This is a genomic window from Streptomyces sp. NBC_00775 (genome assembly GCF_036347135.1).
Lineage (GTDB): Bacteria > Actinomycetota > Actinomycetes > Streptomycetales > Streptomycetaceae > Streptomyces > Streptomyces lutosisoli.
In genome coordinates, this window is the sequence record NZ_CP108938.1 from 7,193,129 (window position 1) to 7,217,674 (window position 24,546).

The 24,546-nt window shown below is 69.6% G+C and carries 15 protein-coding genes; 10 read left to right on the top strand and 5 right to left on the bottom strand.

The annotated features are described in order from the left end of the window. Positions 1-13: 13 nt before the first annotated feature. Positions 14-1,633: an NADH-ubiquinone oxidoreductase-F iron-sulfur binding region domain-containing protein gene (locus tag OIC96_RS32045; RefSeq protein WP_330304522.1), complete on the bottom strand. Its 1,620-nt coding sequence runs from the start codon at positions 1,631-1,633 to the stop codon at positions 14-16. Then, entirely contained in the window at positions 1,634-2,926 is a 1,293-nt protein-coding gene (locus tag OIC96_RS32050) for a cytochrome b/b6 domain-containing protein (RefSeq protein ID WP_330304521.1), read from the bottom strand. It abuts the gene before it with no gap. A 415-nt stretch (positions 2,927-3,341) separates the two neighbouring features. Between OIC96_RS32050 and leuS the strand changes: the two genes are divergently transcribed. The 8 genes from leuS to holA all read left to right on the top strand — a co-directional run bounded on the left by leuS (position 3,342) and on the right by holA (position 14,635). After that, entirely contained in the window at positions 3,342-6,230 is a 2,889-nt protein-coding gene (leuS, locus tag OIC96_RS32055) for a leucine--tRNA ligase (protein WP_330304520.1), read from the top strand. A 164-nt stretch (positions 6,231-6,394) separates the two neighbouring features. Next, positions 6,395-7,126, top strand: coding sequence for a hypothetical protein (locus OIC96_RS32060; protein WP_406502259.1), 732 nt, complete (start codon positions 6,395-6,397; stop codon positions 7,124-7,126). Between the two features lie 72 nt (positions 7,127-7,198). Then, positions 7,199-8,044 carry a DegV family protein gene (locus OIC96_RS32065; RefSeq protein WP_327428651.1) on the top strand — a complete coding sequence of 282 codons (846 nt, stop codon included), beginning with the start codon at positions 7,199-7,201 and terminating at the stop codon, positions 8,042-8,044. 624 nt (positions 8,045-8,668) lie between these two features. Continuing rightward, positions 8,669-9,469, top strand: a complete 801-nt coding sequence (locus OIC96_RS32070; protein ID WP_330304518.1) for a ComEA family DNA-binding protein — start codon at positions 8,669-8,671, stop codon at positions 9,467-9,469. A 161-nt stretch (positions 9,470-9,630) separates the two neighbouring features. Continuing rightward, positions 9,631-12,138 (top strand): ComEC/Rec2 family competence protein, encoded by a 2,508-nt coding sequence (locus OIC96_RS32075; RefSeq protein ID WP_330310093.1) that lies wholly within the window; start codon positions 9,631-9,633, stop codon positions 12,136-12,138. Between the two features lie 4 nt (positions 12,139-12,142). Next, on the top strand, positions 12,143-12,976 hold the full coding sequence (locus OIC96_RS32080; protein ID WP_330304517.1) for an arylamine N-acetyltransferase family protein: 834 nt from the start codon (positions 12,143-12,145) through the stop codon (positions 12,974-12,976). Positions 12,977-13,241: 265 nt separating this feature from the next. Then, positions 13,242-13,487, top strand: a complete 246-nt coding sequence (locus OIC96_RS32085; protein WP_330304516.1) for a hypothetical protein — start codon at positions 13,242-13,244, stop codon at positions 13,485-13,487. 161 nt (positions 13,488-13,648) lie between these two features. After that, a complete protein-coding gene (gene holA / locus OIC96_RS32090) occupies positions 13,649-14,635 on the top strand; it encodes a DNA polymerase III subunit delta (RefSeq protein WP_330304515.1) in 987 nt (328 codons plus the stop codon). Positions 14,636-15,169: 534 nt separating this feature from the next. Here holA and rpsT read toward each other — a convergent pair. Next, positions 15,170-15,436 (bottom strand): 30S ribosomal protein S20, encoded by a 267-nt coding sequence (gene rpsT, locus OIC96_RS32095; protein ID WP_327428647.1) that lies wholly within the window; start codon positions 15,434-15,436, stop codon positions 15,170-15,172. 224 nt (positions 15,437-15,660) lie between these two features. Between rpsT and lepA the strand changes: the two genes are divergently transcribed. Next, positions 15,661-17,529: a translation elongation factor 4 gene (lepA, locus tag OIC96_RS32100; protein WP_330304514.1), complete on the top strand. Its 1,869-nt coding sequence runs from the start codon at positions 15,661-15,663 to the stop codon at positions 17,527-17,529. Between the two features lie 263 nt (positions 17,530-17,792). After that, complete coding sequence (locus tag OIC96_RS32105) at positions 17,793-19,679, top strand: AMP-dependent synthetase/ligase (RefSeq protein WP_330304513.1); 1,887 nt, start codon at positions 17,793-17,795, stop codon at positions 19,677-19,679. A gap of 27 nt (positions 19,680-19,706) precedes the next feature. On the opposite strand, the gene OIC96_RS32110 is transcribed toward OIC96_RS32105, so the two are convergent. Next, entirely contained in the window at positions 19,707-20,291 is a 585-nt protein-coding gene (locus tag OIC96_RS32110; RefSeq protein WP_330304512.1) for a response regulator, read from the bottom strand. Positions 20,292-20,303: 12 nt separating this feature from the next. Then, on the bottom strand, positions 20,304-24,449 hold the full coding sequence (locus OIC96_RS32115) for a HAMP domain-containing protein (RefSeq protein ID WP_330304511.1): 4,146 nt from the start codon (positions 24,447-24,449) through the stop codon (positions 20,304-20,306). Between the last annotated feature and the right edge of the window lie 97 nt (positions 24,450-24,546).

Below are 24,546 nucleotides of genomic sequence, written 5' to 3' on the forward strand. Positions count from 1 at the left end.
CGCTTCTTCGTGTTCAGCGGCCGCTGCCGAGCGCGCGGCGGCCGCGCCCCTGGGACAGGACCGGCAGGTTGTTGCGCGCCGGCGCGGCGGACCGGGTGTCCTCCTCGATGCGCAGCGCGAGCGCCGGGCAGCGGCGCACGGCGCGCAGGGCCTTCGCCTCCGCGTACCGGGGCACCTGCGCCTGCGCGACGGTCGGGAAGCCGTCGGCGCCCAGTTCGAAGACCTCCGGGAGGATGTCCGCACACAGCCCATGGCCACGGCACAGCGTCCAGTCGACGTAGATCTTCTGACGGCTGGGACCGGCCTCCTGCTGCCCCTGGCCGCCCGGGATACCCGTCGGGGCCTGGCCGCCCTCGAAGAGCGGCAGAACGCCCTCCACGGGCCTTCCGCAGCCGTTGCCGAGGACATGCGCGGCCAGGTCGTCCGTGAACGCCTTGATGGTCGACTCGATGAACATCGCCGAGCCGTCCGGGTGCGAGCAGGCGCCGCGCCGCTTCACGGCCTTGGCGACCTGCTTCACGGCCTCCAGAGCGGCCGGCCCGCCGCCGTTGAGGATGTCCTCCAGGCCGCGCGCCGCGGCGGGCAGACCGAGGTAGCAGGGACCGCACTGTCCCGCGCTCTCCTCGGCCAGCCATTGCGCCACCCGCAGTGATTCACCCAGCGGGCACGTCTGCTGGGTGATCGGGAGGATCGCGCCCGCGCCGAGCGCACCGCCCACCGCGTCCAGGGAGTTGCGCGAGACGATCGCCTCGTTGACCGTCGCCGCGTCCAGCCACTTGCCGTGGTAGCCGCCGGTCAGCACACCCTGCGGCATGGGCGGGGCGCCGGCCAGCTGGAGCACGTACCGCAGCGGCACACCGGTCGGGACCTCGATCACCATGGGGCGGGCGACCGCGCCGGAGACGGTGAGCATGACGGTGCCCGGCTCGTCGTACAGGCCGGTGTTGCGATAGCGGTCGGGCCCGATGCGCGCTGCGATGGCCAGCTGGGCGAACGTCTCGGCGTTGGACAGCAGGGTGGGCGCGCCGCCGACGCCGATCTGTGACGCGCTGATCTTGCGGCCGGGCGGGATCGCCGGGCCGCCGTCGATGGAGCGGATCAGCGAAGCCGCCGCTCCGGTCACCATGCGCACCGGGTTGCGCTGCACGCGCGCGCGGAGGGCCGATCCGCGCCGGTTGCTCAGCCCGCGTTCTGCCAGCGCGGCTTCCATGGACCGCTGGGTGGACTCGCGGGTCACACCGATCACCAGGGTGCGCGCGCCCATGGCCTCCGCGGCCAGCAGGGCGCCGTCCAGGATGAGGTGCGGGGCACGGTTGATGAGCACCGTGTCCTTGCGGCAGGCGGGTTCGTCCTCGCTTCCGTTGACGACCACCACGGGGCGGATGCCCTTCTTGATGGCCGACTCCGCGACCGAACGCAGCTTCTTGGCGAACGGGAAGCCCGCGCCGCCGCGGCCCTTCAGGGAGATCGCCTCGGCGAGGCCTGCCAGCTGCTCGCCGCCCATCGGTTCGAGCGGCCCGTGCACCTTGAGGTGCATGGGGAGATCCAGTCGTTCAACCAGGTCGAAACCCGACGTGAGCTGCGGAAGTCCGACGACGCGGACCTCCGGGACGTCGGGCAGGGCCTCGTTCACTTAAAAGCCTCCGGAAGGGGCGTTCCATGGTTCACCGGAGCCAGGAGCGTCGAAGGCGCCCGGCAGTACGTCAGTCGTGGGACCGCTGTCGTACGTGTCGTTGGTGTTGTACGTGCCGTAGGCGGGGTTCGTCTCACCGGTGTCGTACACGTCACTCGTGCCGTAGGCGTTGGTGGCCGAATTGTCATAGATGGGGATGTTGAATCCCGTGTCGTTGAGGGGGTCGTACGCCGATTGGGGCGCCTCGCCGACGGGGGGCGGGGAGGGGATGGGCCAACTGCCCGAGGGGCTGCTGCCGTCGACGCGCTGGAAGGACTCCGTGGGCTGCATGTCCAGCGGTGTCTGGAAGCGCTCGGTCGGGGTGGCCCCGAAGTTGTTCCCGCCGGGCGCCCCGCCGGAGGTGGCCCGGTAGGCGGCCGCGAAGCCGGGCATGCTGCCCGTGGAGGCGGGGTCGGGCGCGGCGTCGTACAGCGGCGAAGGGGACCCTGTGCGCTGCGGGGGCACGAACGAGTCCCCCCGGGTGGTGAAGCCCGGCAGCGGGGATTCCGCGGCGGCGGCACGGGATGCCTCCAGGTCCTCGCGGGCTGCGCGGGCGCCGGGGCTGTTGTTGTCCCCGATGATCGCCAGGATCCGGTCGGCGACCTTGCGCTTGAAGGGGCCGGAGGCCGAGCGCAGCGCCAGGGCGGCCATCACGGCGACCAGGCACAAGCTGTACAGCACGGTGACGTATGTCTTCGCGGGGCGCCCCGCGTACAGGCCGTGCACCAGGGCCGAGCACCAGGCCGGATACGCCAGCATGTGCACGGCCCGCCAGCGCGCCGCGACCGGCGCGGGGGACGCGAAGGCGCTGCGCAGCGCGCCGGTGATGGCCGTGAAGATCATCAGCAGGCCGGCCAGGGAGCCGAAGCCGATGAGTCCGTTGGTGCCCGTGAGGCCGAGCCCGAAGGGGATCAGTGCGGCGACCAGGGTGGTGTGGTCGAGGGCCAGCTTGACCGTGATGTGCAGCAGGAGGAAGGCGACCGAGGAGATCGCGGTCGTCCTGTGCACGGCCTGGGCGACCAGTCGCTGACGCGTGTTGAGGAACAGCCGGTCGGTGGCGACGAGGCCCCACACCACGGAGCAGGTGAGGGCGACCAGCGACAACACGCCGGCGCCGAAGTTGAGGAAGTCGCGCAGGCCGTCGCCTCCGACCAGCACGACCATGGGTATGAGCAACAAGGCGGCAGCCGTCAGCGCCCCGTAGGCCGAGCGGCCCGGTCGGGGTATCGAGCTGTTGTTGCGACGAGGGTTCATGGGGGGGTACTCCCAACGGTTCGGGGAAGCGGTCCCGAAGCCGCACTCTAAGTCGAGCCATACCGATGGGTACGAGGTTTGAGTTATTGCGTTGTTATCAAAGGGCAACAAGGTCTTTGTGTTGTCCCTTAGGGTCCGTTACGCGAAGTAATATTTGAATATTGTTCAGTGTTTTGCGGTGATCGTGCGGGACGGCACGGGGTGCCGAGCGGTCCCGGAAGCTCGTCGCGACGCGTGCGGGGGCTGCGGTACCCTGACGCCATGCGTGCCGTACGCCTTCTGCTTAGTGAGCCGCGCTGATCACTCCCGACCACTGACGATTCGTGGTCGGAATCGGCGCGGCGTCCCCTCCTGTGCGAGGGGATTTTTCATTTCCAAGCCGCTGGCAGAGACGATCGATGGAGCTTTGAGGATCATGAGCGAGACGACTACCGCTGCCACCTCCGAGGTGGCCGCGCCGCACCGCTACACGGCCGTCCTGGCCGCTGAGATCGAGGCACGCTGGCAGGACTTCTGGGACGCCGAGGGCACGTACGAGGCGCCGAACCCGAGCGGCGACCTGGCCGGAGACCCCGAGCTGGTCGCCAAGCCCAAGAAGTTCATCATGGACATGTTCCCGTACCCCTCCGGTGCGGGCCTCCACGTCGGCCACCCCCTGGGATACATCGCCACCGATGTATCCGCCCGGTATCAGCGCATGACGGGCCACAACGTCCTGCACACCCTGGGCTTCGACGCCTTCGGCCTGCCCGCCGAGCAGCACGCCGTGTCGACGGGCGAGCACCCTCGGATCACCACCGAGGCGGCCATCAACAACATGAAGTCCCAGCTGCGCGCGCTGGGCCTGGGCCACGACAAGCGCCGGTCGTTCGCCACGATCGACCCGGAGTACTACAAGTGGACCCAGTGGATCTTCCTGCAGATCTTCAACTCCTGGTACGACGACGAAGCCGACAAGGCCCGCCCGATCGCCGAGCTGGTCGCCCAGTTCGAGAGCGGTGAGCGTGCCGTTCCGGCCGTCGGCGGCACCACGCGCGCGTGGAACGAGCTGAGCGCCGCCGAGCGCGCCGACGTCCTGAGCGAGTACCGCCTGGCGTACGCCTCCGACGCGCCCGTCAACTGGTCTCCCGGACTGGGCACCGTACTGGCCAATGAGGAGGTCACCGCCGACGGCCGTTCCGAGCGCGGCAACTTCCCCGTCTTCAAGGCCAAGCTGCGCCAGTGGAACATGCGCATCACCGCCTACGCCGACCGGCTGCTGGACGACCTGGACGCGCTGGACTGGCCCGAGGCCATCAAGCTGCAGCAGCGCAACTGGATCGGCCGCTCCGAGGGCGCCCGCGTCGACTTCCCGATCGACGGCGAAGCGATCACGGTCTTCACCACGCGCCCGGACACCCTGTTCGGCGCCACCTACATGGTGCTGGCGCCCGAGCACCCGCTGGTCGGGAAGTTCACCCCGGCCGCCTGGCCCCAGGGCACCCACGAGGTGTGGACGGGCGGACACGCGACCCCGGCCGAGGCCGTCGCCGCCTACCGTGCGCAGGCCGCCTCGAAGTCCGATGTCGAGCGGCAGGCCGAGGCCAAGGACAAGACCGGCGTCTTCACCGGCGCGTACGCGACCAACCCGGTCAACGGCGAGCAGGTCCCGGTCTTCATCGCCGACTACGTACTGATGGGCTACGGCACCGGCGCGATCATGGCCGTCCCGGCTGGCGACCAGCGCGACTTCGAGTTCGCGCGCGCCTTCGAGCTGCCGGTCCACTGCATCGTCGAGCCGACCGACGGCCGCGGCACCGACACGTCGACGTGGGAGAACGCCTTCGGGTCGTACGACGCGAAGATCATCAACTCCGCCAACGACGACATCTCGCTGGACGGCCTGGGCGTCGCCGACGCCAAGGCCCGCATCACCGAGTGGCTGGCGCGCAAGGGCATCGGCGAGGGCACCGTCAACTTCCGGCTGCGCGACTGGCTGTTCAGCCGCCAGCGCTACTGGGGCGAGCCCTTCCCGATCGTCTACGACGAGGACGGCGTCGCCCACGCGCTGCCCGAGTCGATGCTGCCCCTGGAGCTGCCGGAGGTCGAGGACTACTCGCCGCGCACCTTCGACCCGGACGACGCGAACACGTCCCCGGAGACCCCGCTGTCCCGCAACGAGGACTGGGTCAACGTCACCCTGGACCTGGGCGACGGCCGCGGCCCGCAGAAGTACCGCCGCGAGACCAACACCATGCCCAACTGGGCCGGTTCCTGCTGGTACGAGCTGCGCTACCTGGACCCGCACAACGACCAGAAGCTGGTCGACCCGGCCATCGAGCAGTACTGGATGGGTCCGCGCGAGGGCCAGCCGCACGGCGGCGTCGACCTGTACGTCGGCGGCGCCGAGCACGCCGTGCTGCACCTGCTGTACGCGCGCTTCTGGTCCAAGGTGCTGTTCGACCTGGGGCATGTCTCCTCGGTCGAGCCGTTCCACAAGCTGTTCAACCAGGGCATGATCCAGGCCTTCGTGTACCGCGACAGCCGTGGCATCGCGGTGCCCGCCGCCGAGGTGGAGGAGCGCGACGGCGCGTACTACTACCAGGGTGAGAAGGTCTCCCGGCTGCTGGGCAAGATGGGCAAGTCCCTGAAGAACGCCGTCACTCCGGACGAGATCTGCGCCGAGTACGGGGCGGACACGCTGCGCCTGTACGAGATGGCGATGGGTCCCCTGGACGTGTCCCGGCCGTGGGACACGCGCGCGGTGGTGGGCCAGTACCGGCTGCTGCAGCGGCTGTGGCGCAACGTCGTCGACGAGGCGACCGGTGAGGTCACCGTCGTCGACACCGAGCCGGACGAGGACACCCTGCGTGCCCTGCACAAGGCCATCGACGGCGTACGTCAGGACCTGGAGGGCATGCGGTTCAACACCGCCATCGCCAAGGTCACCGAGCTGAACAACCACCTGACCAAGGTGGGCGGCCCGGTGTCGCGAAGCGTCGCCGAGGCCCTGGTGCTGCTGGTCGCGCCGCTGGCCCCGCACATCGCCGAGGAGCTGTGGCGCAAGCTGGGCCACACCGACTCGGTCGTCCACCAGGACTTCCCGGTTGCCGACCCGGCGTACGTCGTGGACGAGGCCGTGACCTGCGTCGTGCAGATCAAGGGCAAGGTCAAGGCGCGCCTGGAGGTCTCCCCGTCGATCTCCGACGAGGAGCTGGAGAAGGTCGCGCTGGCCGACGAGAAAGTCGTCGCGGCGCTGGGAGGCGCGGGGATCCGCAAGGTGATCGTGCGGGCGCCGAAGCTGGTGAACATCGTTACGGCGTAGCGGTCTCCGCCGAGTCGGAGCCGATGGCTTCCAGTGACTCGGGGTAGTCCCCTACGGGCAGGTTCGGGGTTCTTCTGGAACTCCGAACCTGCCCGTAGCGTTTACCGTTGAAGAGCGCGACGGCAGTCGTCGCGACGGGTCTGAGGAGGAGCGTGGTGGGAACCGTGATCGCAGTGATCGCCCTGCTCTTTCTGCTGTTCGTGGTGCTGGGCGCGTACGCCACGGTGAAGGTGGTCGGCGCCGCCAAGCGAGGCGTGGACCGTACGATCTCGCAGGCGCGCCGCACGGTCGAGGACACGACACTGCGTGCCAAGACCTTCGCCCAGCCGGGTCCGATGGGTGAGCTGGCCCAGCTCCGGCTCACGCTGCGCACGTCGATGCGGGCCACGCAGGACGCGCTGCACGCGGGCGTGGCGGAGGACGAGTCGCTGAAGGAGTCCCTGGGCCTCTTCGAGCGGCTCAGCGCGCACGGGCACGAACTGGACGACGAGCTCAAGCGCCTGGAGACCGAGCCCGACCGCGGCGCGCTCGCCTCGCGGCTGCCCGGACTGCGCGAGCGCACCGAGCGGATCACGCAGTCGGCGGACTCGCTGCGCTGGGCCGCGCGCGACCGGGCCCGCCGCTTCGCGGACGACGACCTGGACTCGTTGAGCGCCCAGATAGACGTGGAGGCCGGCGCGCTGCGGCACTGGACGACGGAGCCGAAGCCCGCTTCGCCCACAGCTCCTTGGCCCGAGGCACCCGCACCGGATGCGACCACCTCCGGCGGACAGACCTGGCCGGAAACCCCGGAGTCCCGTACGGCCGAGGCGCCGACGCGCTCCGCCATCACCCCGCCCGGCCGACGCCCCGCCTACCCCTGGCAGAAGAAGCCCCGCCCCGAGAGCACGACTTGATCCGGCCGCCCCAGCCGCAGGTGGGAGGGGCCGGGCTGCCGCCCACTCGCCCCGACAGGTAATCTCCAGCTCATGTCCCGCCATGTCGCGATCGTCACCGATTCAACGGCCTACCTGCCGCCGCTGACGATGGAGCGCCACGGCATCACAGCGGTGCCCCTGACCGTGGTCCTCGGTGACCAGGCACTCGAAGAGGGCACTGAGATCTCGGCCCGCTCCCTGGCCCAGGCGCTGCAGAAGCGGCGCCCCGTCACGACGTCCCGGCCCAGCCCCGAGCTCTTCGCCGCGACCTACCGCAAGGTCGCCGAGTCCGGTGCCACCGGCATTGTCTCCCTCCATCTGTCGTCCGAGTTCTCGGGCACGTACGACGCCGCGGTGCTCGCGGCGCGGGAGGCTCCGGTGCCGGTGCGGGTGGTGGACACCGGGATGGTCGCGATGGCCCTCGGGTTCTGCGCGCTGGCCGCGGCCGAGTCGGCGGAGGCGGGGGGCACGATCGACGACGCGGTCACAGCCGCGGAGAAGCGGGCCGCGGGCACCTTCGCGTACTTCTACGTCGACACCCTCGACTATCTGCGCCGGGGCGGCCGGATCGGGGCCGCGCAGGCTCTGCTGGGCTCCGCGCTCGCGGTGAAGCCACTGCTGCAGCTGGACGACGGCCGCATCGAACTCCTGGAGAAGGTACGGACGGCGTCCAAGGCGATCGCCCGGCTGGAGGAGATCGTTGCCGTGCGCGCGGGCGACGCCCAGGTCGATATCGCCGTCCATCATCTGGCCGCCCCCGAGCGGGCCTCGGCACTCGCGGACCGGTTGCGGGCGCGGGTGCCCGGGCTGGCCGATCTGCATGTCAGTGAGGTCGGAGCGGTGATCGGAGCGCACACGGGGCCTGGGCTGCTGGGGGCGGTTGTCTCACCTCGGTGAGAGCGCGCACCACACGTGTGGGTGAGAGGGTTATCCACAACTGGGCGGTAATCCACTGGAATTGAGCAAGATCATCGCGAAAGTGCCGGAATGCCGGATCCTCGGCGCATGGCACTTCGATCACGCTCACGCACCGCCACACCGACCAGCGGCCCGGGTCGTGGCCCTGTCTCCGACGGCCGCAGCCGTCATCGCCGTCACCACCACCCGCGGAGCCGGACCCGACGCCGTGAGGCATCGGCCGAGGCCCTTCGCATGCGCGCGGAGGCGCTCTTCGCCGAAAGGGCCGGAGAGCGGCGGGAGTTGGGGAACGGGCCGCCGGGGCCGGATCGGGATGTGGGGGACGGTCCCAAGGCGACCACCGCGGTGGGATTCGGTATTGCCGATGTGCGGGGACTGGACAACCGTGTTCGCGAGGGCGTGACCCGTGACGGTTCCCGGGTACGCGGGACGTCGGACCTCGAAGGGGCCCAGGCGTACAGGTCGCTGAGCTCTCATGACTCCCGGGCAAACGGGGCTGTGGACTGTGGTGCGCCGGGCACGGGTGCGGCTGCGCCGGACGCGGACGCGGGTGCTGGTGCGCCGGACGCGGGTGCTGCTGCTGACGCTGGATCGCGCGGCGGAGTGCGTGTCGGCGCGCACGACGCAACTCACGCCGCACACGTCGACGTCGCTTCGAGTACGGCGGAGTCGGGGGCGTGGCGGGACCGGGTCGGGCTCGCCGTGCGGGAGCGGATGCCGTTGTGGCTGCAGTCGAGGTGCGGTCTTGAGCGCAGGAACGTGGCCGCGCTGACCGTACTGCTTGTCGTCGCCGGGGTCTTCGCCATGCAGCACTTCTGGGCCGGCAGGACTCAGTCGGTCCGAGCCCCCGAGGTGGTGCGGGCGGCGGCTCCGTACGGGGCGAAGACCGGACAGGGGGAGCAGTCGGACGCGGGACCGGATGCCTCGGCCGGAGCGCCGAGTCCCGCCGGAACAGTGATGGTCGTGGACGTCAGTGGCAAGGTGCGCAGCCCCGGGCTCCAGCGATTGCCGACCGGTTCCCGTGTCGAGGACGCGCTGCGCGCGGCGGGCGGGGTGCGCCCCGGCACGAACACCGAGAGTCTCAACCGCGCGCGGCTCCTCGTGGACGGCGAACAGATCGTCGTCGGCGCTCCCGCGTCCGCGGTGGGACCAGGCACGGGCGGTGCGGGCCCAGTCGGCGCCGGTGGATCCACCGCCGGTGCGGCACCCTCGGCTCCGGTCGCCCTCAACACGGCGACAGTGGATCAGCTCGACGGCCTCCCGGGCGTCGGCCCCGTCCTGGCCCAGCACATCATCGACTACCGCACCCAACACGGCGGCTTCCGCTCGGTCGACGAGCTCCGCGAGGTGAAGGGAATCGGGGATCGCCGGTTCGCCGATCTGCGGAATCTGGTGCGGCCATGAGTGGGTCGGAGCGGCTGGAGCGGCCCGAGCGGATGGATGAGCCGGAGCAGCCCGAGGTGTCGGAGGTACCGGAGCAGCCGGGCGCGTCGGGGGTGCCGGAGCGGCCGGAAGCTGCCGCGCCGGATCGTGTGCCTGTCCCGGGTGCCGCGAGCCGACGGACCGTGCATGCCGCCTCGGGCAAGCGGCTGGGGGCCTCGCATCCACAGGAGGAAGGACCGGCGGATCTCCGGCTCGTGCCGCCCGCTCTGGCGGCTTGGGTGACGGCGGCTCTGACGGTGGACGCCCCGCCGGGGTGGGTCATGGGCGCGGTGGTGCTCTCCCTCGTCGCGGGTGGTGCGCTGCTGCTGGCGGGGCGGAGAGAGGCGCGTGGCGCGGAGGGACGCGGGGGAGGGCGGTCGCTCTCGTGGCCGAGGCTCTCCATCGCCGCCGTCCTGCTCTGTGTCGCCGCGGCTGCGGCCTCCGCGGGCTTGCACGGGGCGGATCTGCGACGTGGGCCTGTGCCCACCCTGGCGCGGCAGTTCGCCAACGTGACCGCAGAGGTGGAGATCACCTCCGATCCACGGCTCACCAGGCCCCGGATCAAGGGGGATCACATGGCTCCGACGGCCGTGCTGCTGGACGCGGAGGTCCGGCGGGTGACGCGGGCTGACGGGACGGTCGTCGCGACGCGTGCACCGGTGCTGGTGATTGTCGACGCGCGCTCGCCCAGGGGGTCGCCTGGGCTTGCCGGCGAGAGTTCGCCCTGGCTGTCGCTGCTGCCGTCCACGAGGTTGCGCGTGCCGGCGCGGCTGGTGCCGGCCCTGTCGGGCGGGGACGACATCGCGGCTGTCCTACGCGTGCGGGGCGGCGCGCCTCCCGAGGTGGTGGGAGAGCCGTCCGGGCCGCAGCGGTTCGCCGGTCGGCTGCGTGAGGGCCTGCGGGAGGCGACCGACGGGCTGGAGGCCGACGCGCGGGCGCTGCTGCCGGGGCTGGTCGTGGGGGACACCTCACGCGTCACACCGGAGTTGGACGACGCGTTCAAGGCGACCGACCTCACTCACCTTCTGGCTGTCAGCGGGGGCAACTTCACGATCTTGCTCGCCCTGTTCATCGGGCCGCCGGGCCTCGCCCAGCGCGCCGAGCGGCGCGGTCTCGCACCGCGGCTCGGTGTTCCGCTGCGGGCGACCGCACTGCTCGGCGGAGTGCTCACGCTCGCGTTCGTGATCGTCTGCCGACCGGACCCGAGCGTGTTGCGAGCCGCGGCCTGTGGATCGATCGCGCTGCTCGCCATCGCGACAGGGCGCCGCAGATCGCTGATCCCCGCACTGGCCACGGCCGTCCTGCTGCTGGTGCTGTACGACCCGTGGCTGGCCCGCAGCTACGGGTTCCTGCTCTCCGTCCTGGCGACCGGCGCCCTGCTCACGCTCGCCCCGCGGTGGAGTGCGGCGCTCCAGAGGCGCCGAGTGCCGCCGCGTCTGGCCGAGGCGCTCGCCGCGGCCGCCGCGGCGCAGGCCCTGTGCGCACCGGTTGTCGCCGTCCTGTCGGCTCGGGTGAGCCTCGTGGCGGTGCCGTGCAATCTGCTCGCGGAGTTCGCGGTCGCGCCAGCCACGGTGCTGGGTTTCGCGACGCTGGCGACGGCCTCCGTGGCGCTTCCCGTCGCCAAGGCCCTGGCGTGGTGTGCGAGTTGGCCCGCCCGATGGATCGCCGACATCGCGCGTACCGGCGCGGCTCTGCCCGGAGGGGGAGTGGACTGGCCGGGCACTTGGACGGGTGCGCTGCTGCTCGCCCTGGTCACGGCGGTGGTCGTGCTCGTCGGCCGACGGCTGCTGGGACACCCGTGGCTGAGTGGCGCCTGCGTGCTGCTGTTCCTGTTGGTCGTGGTGCAGCCGCCGCCTCTCACCAGGGTGATCACGGGGTGGCCGCCGCCCGGCTGGCGGTTCGCGATGTGCGACGTGGGGCAGGGGGACGCGACGGTGCTCGCAGCGGGCGGCGGCACCGCGGTGGTGGTGGACGCCGGGCCCGACCCGGTGTTGGTCGACCGCTGCCTGAGCGCGCTCGGCGTCACCAGGATTCCGCTCGTCGTACTGACGCACTTCCACGCCGACCATGTGGCGGGGCTGCCGGGCGTGCTGAGCGGGCGTTCGGTGGGCGCGATCGAGACGACCGGCTTCGAAGAGCCGCCGGACCAGGCCGAGTTCGTACGAAGAGAGGCGGCCGCACGGCACATCCCCGTGACCCGGGCCGTGGCGGGGGAGCGGCGGCGCACGGGAAGCCTCGACTGGCGGGTGCTGTGGCCGCCACCGAGCCCGGCCCCCACGCCGGACGGCCCGAACGACGCCAGTGTCGCCCTGCTCGTACGGTCGGCGGGGCTGCGGCTGCTGTTGCTCGGGGATCTCGAACCCCCGGCCCAGCGGGCCCTGTTGAGATCGCCGACGGCGGAGGAGCTGGGAGCCGTGGACGTTCTCAAGGTCGCCCATCATGGCTCGGCCTACCAGGACCCGGACCTCATACGCAGGGTGGCCCCGCGGCTCGCATTGATCTCGTGCGGCAAGGACAACCCGTACGGGCATCCCGCGCCGAGTACGGTCGCGGCGTTGCGGGCCGCAGGTGCGGTGGTGCTGCGTACGGACGAGGACGGAGCGCTGGCCGTCGTCGGTGTGGGCGGAGGGCTGAGCGTGGCGAGAGACTGAACCCATGAATTCCGCACAGGCCGACGCCTACCTCCGCAGGATCGGGACCCAGTACCCCGCATGGCCCACGTCCGATGTGCTCCGCGAGCTTCAGCTGCGCCATCTGAAGACGGTGCCGTTCGAGAACCTGTCGATCCACCTCGGTGAGGAGATCGTGCTGGAGGAGAAGAGGCTGCTGGACAAGGTGGTGGGCGCTCACAGGGGCGGCTTCTGCTACGAACTGAACGGGGCGTTCGGGGCGTTGCTGGGGGCGCTGGGCTTCGACGTGACGCTGCTCGCGGCGCGGGTGTACGGCGAAGAGGGGCGGCTCGGGATTCCGTACGACCATCTCGCGCTGCGGGTGCGGACGGTGGACGGGGGTGACTGGCTGACCGATGTCGGGTTCGGGGCGCACAGCCTCCATCCGCTGGCCTTCGGGGAGCGGGGGGAACAGGAGGATCCCGGCGGCACGTTCCAGGTCGTCGAGTCGGGGCCGGACGCGGCAGGGGTACGGGGTGCCGGCGGTTCGCGGGAGGGCATGGATCTCGACGTCGTCCGGGACGGTAAGGCGCAGTACCGCTTGGAGGTGCGGCCGCGGGTGCTCGGGGACTTCGTCACCGGGGCCTGGTGGCACAGCACCTCGCCGGAGTCGCATTTCGCGCGGTCGCTGGTCTGTTCGCGGGTCACGGAGGACGGAGGGAGGATCACGCTCAGCGGCCGGAACTTCACGGTGACGACGGCTGAGAGGACGAAGAAGGTGTCGGCACTGGCCACGGACGAGGAGGTGCTGGCCACGTATCGGGAGCGCTTCGGCATCGAGCTGGACCAGGTGCCGGAGGTGAGGAAGGCGCGGGAGTGAGGCAGGGGGATTGAGGCACGGGTGTGAGGCAGGGGATCGAGGCAGAGGGGGATTGAGGCAGAGGGGGAGTGAGGCAGAGGGGGAGTGAGGCAGAGGGGAGTCGAGGCAGGGGGGAGGAGCGGCGGTGTGTGTAGTGGCGGCACACGGGTGGGACCGATCTGGAATGTGGGGATCGCGCTCCAGGGCCGGCCCGGCGTTCGGTCCTCGGTCGCCGTGATGGCCGACCCCGTCGTCGGGCCCACCGGGCGTATCGGAAAATGTCCATGTGAGCGATGTGAGACATGTGCTGGTGCTGCCCGACCGCGATGCCGCGGAAGAGGCGGCGGAGGCGCTCGGTGACCGGTTCAGACTCGATGAGGAGCCGCAGCTCGTACGGGACGCGCTGGCCGGTGAGGACGATGCCGAGGACGCGCAGTGGCTGGTGGTTCTGACGGACCCCGCGGAGCGGCTCGACCCGAAGGAGCTGGACGAGTTCGCGGGGGAGTGGGACGGCTGGCGGGAAGAGCCGTAGGACTCCGCTGGGCGGAGTGGAGCCGGGAGACGCGGGGGTGTCGTCGACTGCGGGTCGGCTGTGGCTGGTCGTGCCCACGCGGCTGAGCCGCGTATGTCACAGCCCCGCGTCCCTTGCGGGGTGGGATCGCGTTGTCAGTGGCGCGTGGGATGCTTTCGGTGATGGCCAGGAAGACTGCTAATGACGACCCTCTCGCCCCCGTCACGCTTGCCGTGGGCCAGGAGGACCTCCTGCTCGACCGTGCCGTTCAGGAGGTGGTGGCCGCCGCCAGAGCCGCCGACGCCGACACGGATGTACGGGACCTCACCCCGGACCAGTTGCAGCCCGGCACGCTTGCCGAGCTGACGAGTCCGTCGCTCTTCTCCGAGCGCAAGGTCGTGGTCGTACGCAATGCGCAGGATCTTTCGGCCGACACCATCAAGGACGTGAAGGCGTACCTGGAGGCGCCGGCCGAGGAGATCACCCTCGTGCTGCTGCACGCGGGTGCTGCCAAGGGCAAGGGGCTGCTCGATGCCGCGCGCAAGGTGGGGGCGCGGGAGGTGGCGTGCCCCAAGATGACCAAGCCCGCGGATCGGCTGGCGTTCGTGCGGAGTGAGTTCCGGGCGCTGGGGAGGTCGGCCACGCCGGAGGCCTGCCAGGCGCTTGTCGACTCGATCGGGAGTGATCTGCGGGAGCTGGCGTCCGCGGTGTCTCAGCTGACCGCGGATGTCGAGGGGACGATCGACGAGGCGGTGGTCGGGCGGTACTACACGGGGCGGGCCGAGGCGTCGAGTTTTACCGTGGCCGACCGGGCCGTGGAGGGGCGGGCGGCGGAGGCGTTGGAGGCGTTGCGGTGGTCTCTGGCGACTGGGGTTGCGCCGGTCATGATCACCAGTGCGCTGGCTCAGGGGGTGCGGGCGATTGGGAAGCTGTCCTCCGCGCGTGGGGGGCGGCCGGCTGATCTTGCGCGGGAGCTGGGGATGCCGCCGTGGAAGATTGATCGGGTGCGGCAGCAGATGCGGGGGTGGACGCCGGATGGGGTTGCTGTTGCTCTGCGGGCGGTTGCCGAAGCCGATGCCGGGGTCAAGGGTGGGGGGGATGATCCTGAGTACGCCCTGGAGAAGGCGGTCGTTGCGATTGCCCGGGCTGCGCGGTCGCGTCGGGGCTAGCGGCTCCGGGGTGGGCTGAACTGGGCTTCTTCGCCCCCGCCGCCCCTACCCGTCCCATCCGTTCCTGGGGGCTGCGCCCCCAGACCCCCCTAAAACATTGCGCAGTTCCCCGCGCCCCTGAAGAGAGTCGGCTGCGGGCCGGTGGGGGTTGCTCGCGCAGTTCCCTGCGCCCCTGAATGCGGCTGCGGGTCGGTGGGGGTTGCTCGCGCAGTTCCCTGCGCCCCTGAATGCGGCTGCGGGTCGGTGGGGGTTGCTCGCGCAGTTCCCCGCGCCCCTGAATGCGGCTGCGGGTCGGTGGGGGCTGGTCGCGCCGTTCCCCGCGCCCCTGAAGGGGCGCTCCACGCCGAAGACCCCGCTCGTCCTCCTGGGGAAGGAGGGGAACGGGGTCTCGGGTCAAGATCTTGGAGCCGTGCCCGCGTGGCGAACGCAGGCCGCGCACGGATCCGGGGGTGCCGGGCAGGAGCGGAAGAGAGGGCCCGCTGGGTCCTGTCCGGCGGTCAAGTCAGGGGTTGAGCCCGGGAGGGCTCAGCCGACTCAGCCCTTGAGGGAAGCGACCTTCGAAGCAAGCGCCGACTTCTTGTTGGCGGCCTGGTTCTTGTGGATGACGCCCTTCGAGACAGCCTTGTCGAGAGCGCGCGACGCGGCGCGCGTGTACTCGGTGGCCTTCTCGGCGTCACCCGCGGCAGCGGCCTCGCGGGCCTTGCGGATCGCGGTCTTCAGGGAAGACTTGACGGCCTTGTTGCGCAGCCGGGCCTTCTCGTTGGTCTTGATCCGCTTGATCTGGGACTTGATGTTCGCCACGAATGAGCCTTTACAGGTTCAGGCGCGCGAGACAGTACGTCTCACTCGCCGTTTGATTTCCTTGGGGTGTGCCTCCTGCAGAGAGGGCATGAGACACAGCCACTCAGGCTACCAGTAGCCGCACGACCGGCCCAAACCGGTCGCAGGTCCCCGCCCGTGGGACCATGGAGCCTACGTATCGATCCGACCCGAGGCGACAGGCGCCTCAAGAGACAGGACCCTGCGTGCCCGCGACCCCTAACAATGTGCCCGAGCCGAGCCGTACCGCCCCGGCTCTGATTCGCAATTTCTGCATCATCGCGCACATCGACCACGGCAAGTCCACGCTCGCCGACCGCATGCTCCAGCTGACCGGGGTGGTTGATCAGCGGCAGATGCGCGCTCAGTACCTCGACCGCATGGACATCGAGCGCGAGCGCGGCATCACGATCAAGTCCCAGGCGGTCCGGCTGCCCTGGGCCCCGACCGAGGACCCGGGCACCACCCACATCCTCAACATGATCGACACCCCCGGGCACGTGGACTTCACGTATGAGGTGTCCCGTTCGCTGGCCGCCTGCGAGGGGACCGTCCTCCTCGTCGACGCCGCCCAGGGCATCGAGGCCCAGACCCTCGCCAACCTCTACCTGGCGATGGAGAACGACCTCAAGATCATCCCCGTACTGAACAAGATCGACCTGCCGGCCGCCCAGCCGGAGAAGTTCTCCGAGGAGCTCGCCAACCTCATCGGGTGCGACCCCGAGGACGTTCTCAAGGTCTCCGCCAAGACCGGCCTGGGCGTCGAGGCGCTGCTCGACAAGGTCGTCGCCGAGATCCCGGCCCCGGTCGGTGTCCAGGACGCTCCCGCCCGCGCGATGATCTTCGACTCCGTCTACGACTCCTACCGAGGCGTCGTGACGTACGTACGAGTCATCGACGGGCAGCTCAACAAGCGTGAGCGCATCCGGATGATGTCCACCGGGGCCACGCACGAGCTCCTGGAGATCGGGACGAACTCGCCGGAGATGCTGCCCGCCGACGGGCTTGGTGTCGGCGAGGTCGGTTATCTCATCACCGGGGTGAAGGACGTCCGGCAGTCCAAGGTCGGTGACACCATCACCACCTTGAACAAGGGCGCGACCGAGGCGCTCGGCGGGTACAAGGACCCCAAGCCCATGGTCTTCTCCGGGCTGTATCCGCTGGACGGGTCCGACTATCCCGAACTGCGCGACGCGCTCGACAAGCTGCAGCTCAACGACGCCGCGCTCGTCTATGAGCCGGAGACGTCCGCCGCGCTCGGGTTCGGCTTCCGCGTCGGTTTCCTCGGGCTGCTGCACCTCGACGTCATCCGGGAGCGGCTGGAGCGCGAGTTCGGGCTCGACCTCATCGCCACCGCGCCGAACGTCGTGTACCGCGTCGAGATGGAAGACCGCAGCGAGCACGTCGTCACCAACCCGAGCGAGTTCCCCGAGGGGAAGATCGACAAGGTCTACGAGCCGGTCGTCCGGGCGACGATCCTCGCGCCCTCCGAGTTCATCGGCTCGATCATGGAGCTGTGCCAGACCCGGCGCGGCACCCTGCTCGGCATGGACTACCTCTCCGAGGACCGGGTCGAGATCCGCTACACGCTGCCGCTCGCCGAGATCGTCTTCGACTTCTTCGACCAGCTGAAGTCCAAGACCCGCGGCTACGCCTCGCTCGACTACGAGCCCACCGGCGAGCAGGACTCCAGCCTGGTCAAGGTCGACATCCTGCTGCACGGCGACAAGGTCGACGCCTTCTCGGCGATCACGCACAAGGACGCCGCGTACGCGTACGGTGTGCGGCTCGTCGCCAAGCTGCGTGAGCTCATCCCGCGGCAGGCCTTCGAGGTGCCGATCCAGGCGGCCATCGGCTCCCGGGTCATCGCCCGCGAGACCATCCGCGCCATCCGCAAGGACGTCCTCGCCAAGTGTTACGGCGGTGACATCTCCCGTAAGCGGAAGCTGCTGGAGAAGCAGAAGGAAGGCAAGAAGCGGATGAAGATGGTGGGCTCTGTGGAGGTTCCGCAAGAGGCCTTCATCGCCGTGCTGTCCAGCGACGACAGCGGTGGCGCGGGCAAGGGAAAGAAGTAGCCACCGGGCAAGCCGCTGTTACCCCCGGAAACTCGGGCACAATGCGGGCTCGTCGCGCTTCGGCGCGGCGAGCCCGTACGCGTGCGTAGCTTCGCTCTCTGTAGGAAGTGACAGGCCGCCGCCCCTTACGCGCTGGGCGGTCGCGCCTTACTCTGATCTCTGCTCGATGGTTACTCGCGAGTTAAACAACAGCCGCAACCAGCCAGCCGCACAGCAGTCGGTCGAGCCAGACGCACGCACTGTCGCGGGCCCCGGAGGATGTCGTGAGCGACACACAGACCCTGATCGAGAACCGTCCGCCATCCGTGGCGGGCCTCTTCCTGGAGCGCGTGGCGGCCACGCCGGACGGCGAGGCCTACCGCTACCCGGTGCCGGCCGCGTCGGGCGACGGGCCGGACGAGTGGAAGTCGCTGAGCTGGGCGCAGGCCGCCGAGCGGGTCTTCGCCATCGCGGCCGGACTGATCGAACTGGGCGTGCAGCCGGAGCAGCGCGTCGCGCTCGCCTCCTCCACGCGGGTCGAGTGGATCCTGGCCGACCTCGGCATCCTGTGCGCGGGCGCGGCCACCACGACCGTGTATCCGCAGACCAACGCCGAGGAGTCGGCGTTCATCCTCTCCGACTCCGAGAGCAAGGTCCTCATCGCCGAGGACGCGGCCCAGCTCGCGAAGGTGATCGAGAAGCGCGCCGAGCTGCCCGAGCTCACCCACGTGGTCGTCATCGACCCGAAGGGCCTGGAGCCTTCCCAAGAAGACGGCGACTGGGTCCTCACGCTCACCGAGCTGGAGGCCCGCGGCGCCGCCTACCTGGAGAAGAACGCCGACCTGATCAAGGAGAAGGTCGGCGCGATCACCGCCGATCAGCTCGCGACCCTGATCTACACCTCCGGCACCACGGGCCGCCCCAAGGGCGTCCGTCTCCCGCACGACAACTGGTCGTACATGGCCAAGGCCATCGCCTCGACCGGGCTGCTCGGCCCCGACGACGTGCAGTACCTGTGGCTGCCGCTCGCGCACGTCTTCGGCAAGGTGCTCACCTCCGGCCAGATCGAGGTCGGGCACGTCACCGCCGTCGACGGCCGCGTGGACAAGATCATCGAGAATCTGCCGGTCGTACAGCCGACGTACATGGCGGCCGTCCCGCGCATCTTCGAGAAGGTCTACAACGGAGTCGCGGCCAAGGCGCGGGTCGGCGGCGGCGCCAAGTACAAGATCTTCCAGTGGGCCGCCGAGGTCTCCCGCGAGTACGCGAAGGCCAGTCAGGACAACTTCCGCCGCACCGGCACCGCCTCCGTGCCCTTCGCGCTCGGCGCCAAGCACAAGGTCGCCGACGCGCTCGTCTTCGCCAAGATCCGCGAGGCCTTCGGCGGCAACCTGCGCGCCTGCGTCTCCGGTTCCGCGGCCCTCGCACCCGAGATCGGCTACTTCTTCGCCGGCGCCGGCATCCACATCCTGGAGGGGTACGGCCTCACGGAGTCCTCCGCCGCCTCCTTCGTGAACCCCGGCGAGGCGTACCGCACCGGCACGGTCGGCAAGCCGCTGCCCGGCACCGAGGTGCGCATCGCGGACGACGGCGAGATCCTGCTGCGCGGCCCCGGCATCATGGAGGGCTACCACGGGCTGCCCGAGAAGACCGCCGAGGTCCTGGAGTCGGACGGCTGGTTCCACACCGGCGACATCGGCGAGCTGTCGCCCGACGGCTACCTGCGCATCACCGACCGCAAGAAGGACCTCATCAAGACGTCCGGCGGCAAGTACATCGCGCCCGCCGAGGTCGAGGGCCAGTTCAAGGCCGTCTGCCCGTACGTCTCCAACATCCTCGTGCACGGCGCCGACCGGAACTTCTGCACCGCGCTCATCGCCCTCGACGAGCCGTCCATCCTCGACTGGGCCAAGGACAACGGGCTGGAGGGCAAGTCGTACGCCGACGTCGTCGCGGCGCCGGCCACCGTCGCCCTCATCGAGGGTTACGTCAAGGAACTCAACGAGGGTCTCCAGCGCTGGCAGACCATCAAGAAGTTCCGTCTGCTGCCGCGGGACCTCGATGTGGAGCACGGGGAGATCACGCCGAGTCTGAAGCTGAAGCGGCCGGTTGTCGAGCGGGAGTACAAGCACCTCATCGATGAGATGTACGCGGGGTCGCGCGAGGCGTGACCTCAAGCCGCACCTGGGGGCGGGGCGTCAGATGCCCCGTCCCCGACGCATCTCTCTGAGCAGCTCCTCCATCTGCCGTACCTGATGGCGCAGTTCGAAGACGTCCTGCAGGCTGCTGGCCGCCATGTGTACCTCGATCTTCTGCAGGCGGTTGGCGAGCTCGTCGAAGTGTTCCTGCTCGCGCGCGAGCATCCGCTCCAGTTGCTGGTTCTTGCGGTGCAGGTCCAGGAAGACCGTGACCTTCGCCCGTAGCACCCACGGGTCGAAGGGCTTGGTCAAGTAGTCGGCGGCGCCGGTCGCGTAGCCGCGGAAGGCGTAGCCCGCGTCGGCGTCCGTGCCGGTCAGGAAGATGATGGGGACGTCCTTCGTCTGGTCGAGCCGCTTGATGTTCGCGGCGGTCTCGAAGCCGTCCATGCCCGGCATCCGGATGTCGAGCAGGACGACGGCGAACCGCTGCCGGAGCAGGGCCTTCATCGCCTCCTCGCCCGAACGCGCGCGCACCAGCGGTTCGTTGAGGGACCCCAGGACGGCCTCCAGCGCGATCAGATTGTCCTCCATGTCATCGACAAGGAGGATGCTCGCGCGCTCGTCGGTCGTTGCCTCAGCGCTCATGGTGACTGTGCCTCACTCAGCCGTCGGCGGGACAGCGGGCTCCCCTGATGTGCTCTGTCCCGGTACAACCGCACCGTCGGCGGCGTCCTGCTCCACGTCGTCTCCGCTCTCCGGATCGAGGAGGGCGCAGACGACGGTGAGGAGCTGGTCGACGTCCACGGGCTTCGGTACGTAGTCGTTGGCACCCCGTGCGATGGACTTCTCGCGGTCGCCGGGCATCGCCTTCGCGGTCAGCGCGACGATGGGCAGACCCGTCCAGCGGGGGGTGCGGCGGATGGCGGAAATCGTCTCATAGCCGTCCATCTCCGGCATCATGATGTCCATCAGGACGAGCTCGACATCGGGATTGCGCTCCAGGGTCTCGATGCCCTCGCGGCCGTTCTCCGCGTACAGGACGGGCATGCCGACGCGGCCCAGGACATGGGTGAGCGCGAAGACGTTGCGGATGTCGTCGTCGACGATCAGCACCCGGCGCCCGGGCAGGACCTGGCCCGCCCGGCCGGACTTCCACGCCTCCAGCTTGGTGGGTGTCGGCCAGGTGTCGTCGGTGTCGTGGGCGGTGTACGGCTCGCTGGACAGCTGCACGGGAATGGGCGCCTGGCGGTCCTCGGGGGTGGGTCCGGTCGCCGCGTGCCCGGGGCTCACGACAGGGACGTACAGCGTGAAGGTGGAGCCCTTGCCGGGCTTGCTCTCCGCGATGATCCGGCCGCCGAGCAGTCCGGCGATCTCCCGGCTGATGGACAGGCCGAGGCCGGTGCCGCCGTACTTGCGGTTCGTGGTGCCGTCGGCCTGCTGGAACGCCTCGAAGATCACCGGGAGTTTCTCCGCGGCGATGCCGATACCGGTGTCGGACACCGCGAAGGCGATCACGTCGTCGCTGTTCTCGCGGGTGAAGAGGTGCTCCGGGTCCTTGAGGCGGTTGACGCGCAGCTCGACCCGGCCGGTCGCGGTGAACTTGATCGCGTTGGAGAGCAGGTTGCGCAGGATCTGCTGGAGCCGCTGCTCGTCCGAGTACATCTCCCGCGGTACGTCCTCGCCGACGGCCACCTCGAAGGCGAGCCCCCGGTCCAGGGTGAGCGGGCGGAAGGTGGCGTGGACGTAGTCGAGCAGCTTGATCAGCGGCAGCCTCTTCGGGCGTACGTCCATCCGGCCGGCCTCGATCTTCGACAGGTCGAGGATGTCGTTGATCAGCTGGAGGAGGTCCGAGCCCGAGCGGTGGATCGTCGTCGCGAACTGCACTTCCTGGTCGGAGAGATGGCCGTCCGGATTGTCCGACAGTAGCCGGGCCAGGATCAGCAGCGAGTTCAGCGGCGTGCGCAGCTCGTGCGACATGTTCGCCAGGAACTCCGACTTGTACTGGGAGCTGGTCGCCAACAGGGCTGCCTTTTCTTCCAGTTCGGCGTTCGAGCGCTGCAGTTCGGCCTGCTGTGACTGGAGTTCGTCCGAGCGGTCCTGGAGCTGGATGGCCAGGCGCTGGGACTCGCCGAGCAGGGACTCCGTACGGGAGTTGGCGATGATCGTGTTGATGGCGACGCCGATGGTGTTCACGAACTGGTCGAAGAACGCCAGGTGGACGTCGGAGAAGCGCGAGAAGGAAGCGAGTTCGATCACGCCCAGCAGCTTGTCCTCGAAGAGGATCGGGATGATCACGACGCTCGCCGGGGCAGCCTCGCCCAGACCGCTGTTGATCTTGATGTAGTCCGGCGGGGCCTCTTCGACGAGGATCCGTTTCTTCTCGCGGGCCGCCTGCCGGACCAGTCCGTGGACCGGCATGCCGCCCGTGTCGACCGTCGCGCCCTGCGCCGAGCCGTACCCGGCGATGAAGGCGAGCCCCTTGGCGGGGATGGCGGTCCGCAGGGTGTCCTCCTCCGGGTCGGCCAGGAAGAAGGCGCCGTACTGCGCGTTCACCAGCGGGGTCAGCTCGCGCAGGATCAGGTCGGCGACCTCCATCAGGTCGCGGTGGCCCTGCATCAGCGCGGCGAGGCGGGCCAGGTTGGACTCCAGCCAGTCCTTCGCGCGGGTGGTCTCGCGGAGGTTGGCCACCATCAGGTTGATGTTGTCCTTGAGCTCGGTGACCTCGCCCTGGGTCTCCACCGTGATGGAGCGGGACATGTCGCCCTGGGCCACCGCGGACGCCACCTCGGCGATCGCGCGGACCTGGGTGGTCAGGTTGAGCGCCAGCTCGTTCACGTTCGTCGTGAGGCGCTTCCAGGTGCCGTAGACGCCCTCGACCCGGGCCTGGCCGCCGAGTTGGCCCTCGGAGCCCACCTCGCGGGCCACGCGGGTGACCTCGGAGGAGAAGGAGGAGAGGGTGTCGACCATCGTGTTGATCGTCGTCTTCAGTTCGAGGATCTCGCCGCGCGCGTCCACGTCGATCTTCTTGGAGAGGTCGCCCTGGGCCACGGCGGTGGCGACCTGCGCGATGTTCCGGACCTGTGAAGTCAGGTTGTCGGCCATGTAGTTGACGTTGTCGGTCAGGTCGGCCCAGACGCCGGAGACGCCGAGTACCTGGGCCCGGCCGCCGAGCCGGCCGTCGGTGCCGACCTCGCGGGCCACGCGGGTGACCTCGTCGGCGAAGGCGCGCAGCTGCTCCACCATCGTGTTGACGGTGTCCTTCAGCTCCAGGATCTCGCCGCGGGCGTCGACGGTGATCTTCTTCGACAGGTCGCCGTTCGCGACGGCGGTCGTCACCTGGGCGATGTTCCGGACCTGGGAAGTCAGATTCAGGGCCATGAAGTTGACGTTGTCGGTGAGGTCCTTCCAGACGCCACTCACTCCGCGGACCTGGGCCTGCCCGCCCAGGTTTCCTTCCGTACCCACCTCGCGGGCCACGCGGGTGACCTCGTCGGCGAAGGCGGAGAGCTGGTCGACCATGGTGTTGATGGTCGACTTCAGTTCGAGGATCTCGCCCTTCGCCTCGACGGTGATCTTCTTGCCGAGGTCGCCCTGGGCCACCGCCGTGGAGACGAGGGCGATATTGCGGACCTGCGAAGTCAGGTTGTCCGCCATGAAGTTGACGTTGTCGGTGAGGTCCTTCCAGACGCCACTCACTCCGCGTACCTGTGCCCGGCCGCCGAGGTTTCCTTCCGTACCCACCTCGCGGGCCACGCGGGTGACCTCGTCGGCGAAGGCGGAGAGCTGGTCGACCATGGTGTTGATGGTCGACTTGAGTTCGAGGATCTCGCCCTGCGCGTCGACCGTGATCTTCTGACTCAGGTCGCCGTTGGCGACGGCCGTGGTCACCTGGGCGATGTTGCGGACCTGGGAGGTCAGGTTCGAGGCCATGAAGTTGACGTTGTCGGTGAGATCCTTCCAGACCCCCGACACGCCGCGCACCTGGGCCCGGCCGCCCAGCTGGCCCTCCGTGCCGACCTCGCGGGCCACCCTGGTCACCTCGTCCGCGAAGGCGGAGAGCTGGTCGACCATCGTGTTCACGGTGAGTTTCAGTTCGAGCAGCTCGCCGGTCGCCTCGACCGTCACCGTACGCGTCAGGTCGCCGCGCGCCACCGCCGTGGTCACCAGGGCGATGTCCCGCACCTGGGCCGTCAGCCGGGACGCCATCGTGTTGACCGCCTCGGTCACATCCCGCCAGCTTCCGGACAGGCCGGTCACCTTGGCCCGGCCACCGAGCCGCCCCTCCGTGCCGACCTCGCGGGCCACACGTGTGACCTCGCCGGTGAAGAGGGAGAGCTGGTCGACCATCTTGTTGACCGCGCGGCCCAGTCTGCGTAAGTCGCCCCGTAGTTGGCGGTTCCCGTCGTGCAGATCGACCCGCTGGGTCAGATCGCCGCCGGCCACCGCGTCGAGGACGCGTGTCGCGTTCGCCGCCGGGGCCACCAGGGCGTCGAGCAGCTGGTTCACGTCGTTGACGCGTGAAGTCCAGTTGCCCTGGCCCGGGCTGGCCGAAAGACGCTCGTCGAGCCGCCCGTGTCGGACCAATTCCCGCCGTACCCGCTGCACTTCCGTGTTGAAATGCGCGTTGCGGTCGATGATCTGGTTGAACGTCATGCTCAGCTCGGCCACCAGGCCGTGCCCGCTCTCCGGCACCTTGGTGAAGTTACCGTCGCGGGCGGCGGCCATCGCCGCGAGCAGCGGACGCAGATCCGATGCCCGAATCTGTCCGTCTTCGAGCACATGCATACCACTGTTCTCACTCATGGCGGCCCACTTCGGTAACTCGGCGCTTATGGGCGTGGCCAGTCTGTCACTCTGTCCGCATCGCCTGAGGCGTATTCGTCCGAACTGCTCAGGGAGC

Bases quoted from the DNA above. Each gene is read 5' to 3' on its own strand.
- OIC96_RS32050 (WP_330304521.1), bottom strand. From the start codon at position 2,926: ATGAACCCTCGTCGCAACAACAGCTCGATACCCCGACCGGGCCGCTCG.
- leuS (WP_330304520.1), top strand. From the start codon at position 3,342: ATGAGCGAGACGACTACCGCTGCCACCTCCGAGGTGGCCGCGCCGCAC.
- OIC96_RS32065 (WP_327428651.1), top strand. From the start codon at position 7,199: ATGTCCCGCCATGTCGCGATCGTCACCGATTCAACGGCCTACCTGCCG.
- OIC96_RS32080 (WP_330304517.1), top strand. From the start codon at position 12,143: ATGAATTCCGCACAGGCCGACGCCTACCTCCGCAGGATCGGGACCCAG.
- holA (WP_330304515.1), top strand. From the start codon at position 13,649: ATGGCCAGGAAGACTGCTAATGACGACCCTCTCGCCCCCGTCACGCTT.
- OIC96_RS32110 (WP_330304512.1), bottom strand. From the start codon at position 20,291: ATGAGCGCTGAGGCAACGACCGACGAGCGCGCGAGCATCCTCCTTGTC.
- OIC96_RS32115 (WP_330304511.1), bottom strand. From the start codon at position 24,449: ATGAGTGAGAACAGTGGTATGCATGTGCTCGAAGACGGACAGATTCGG.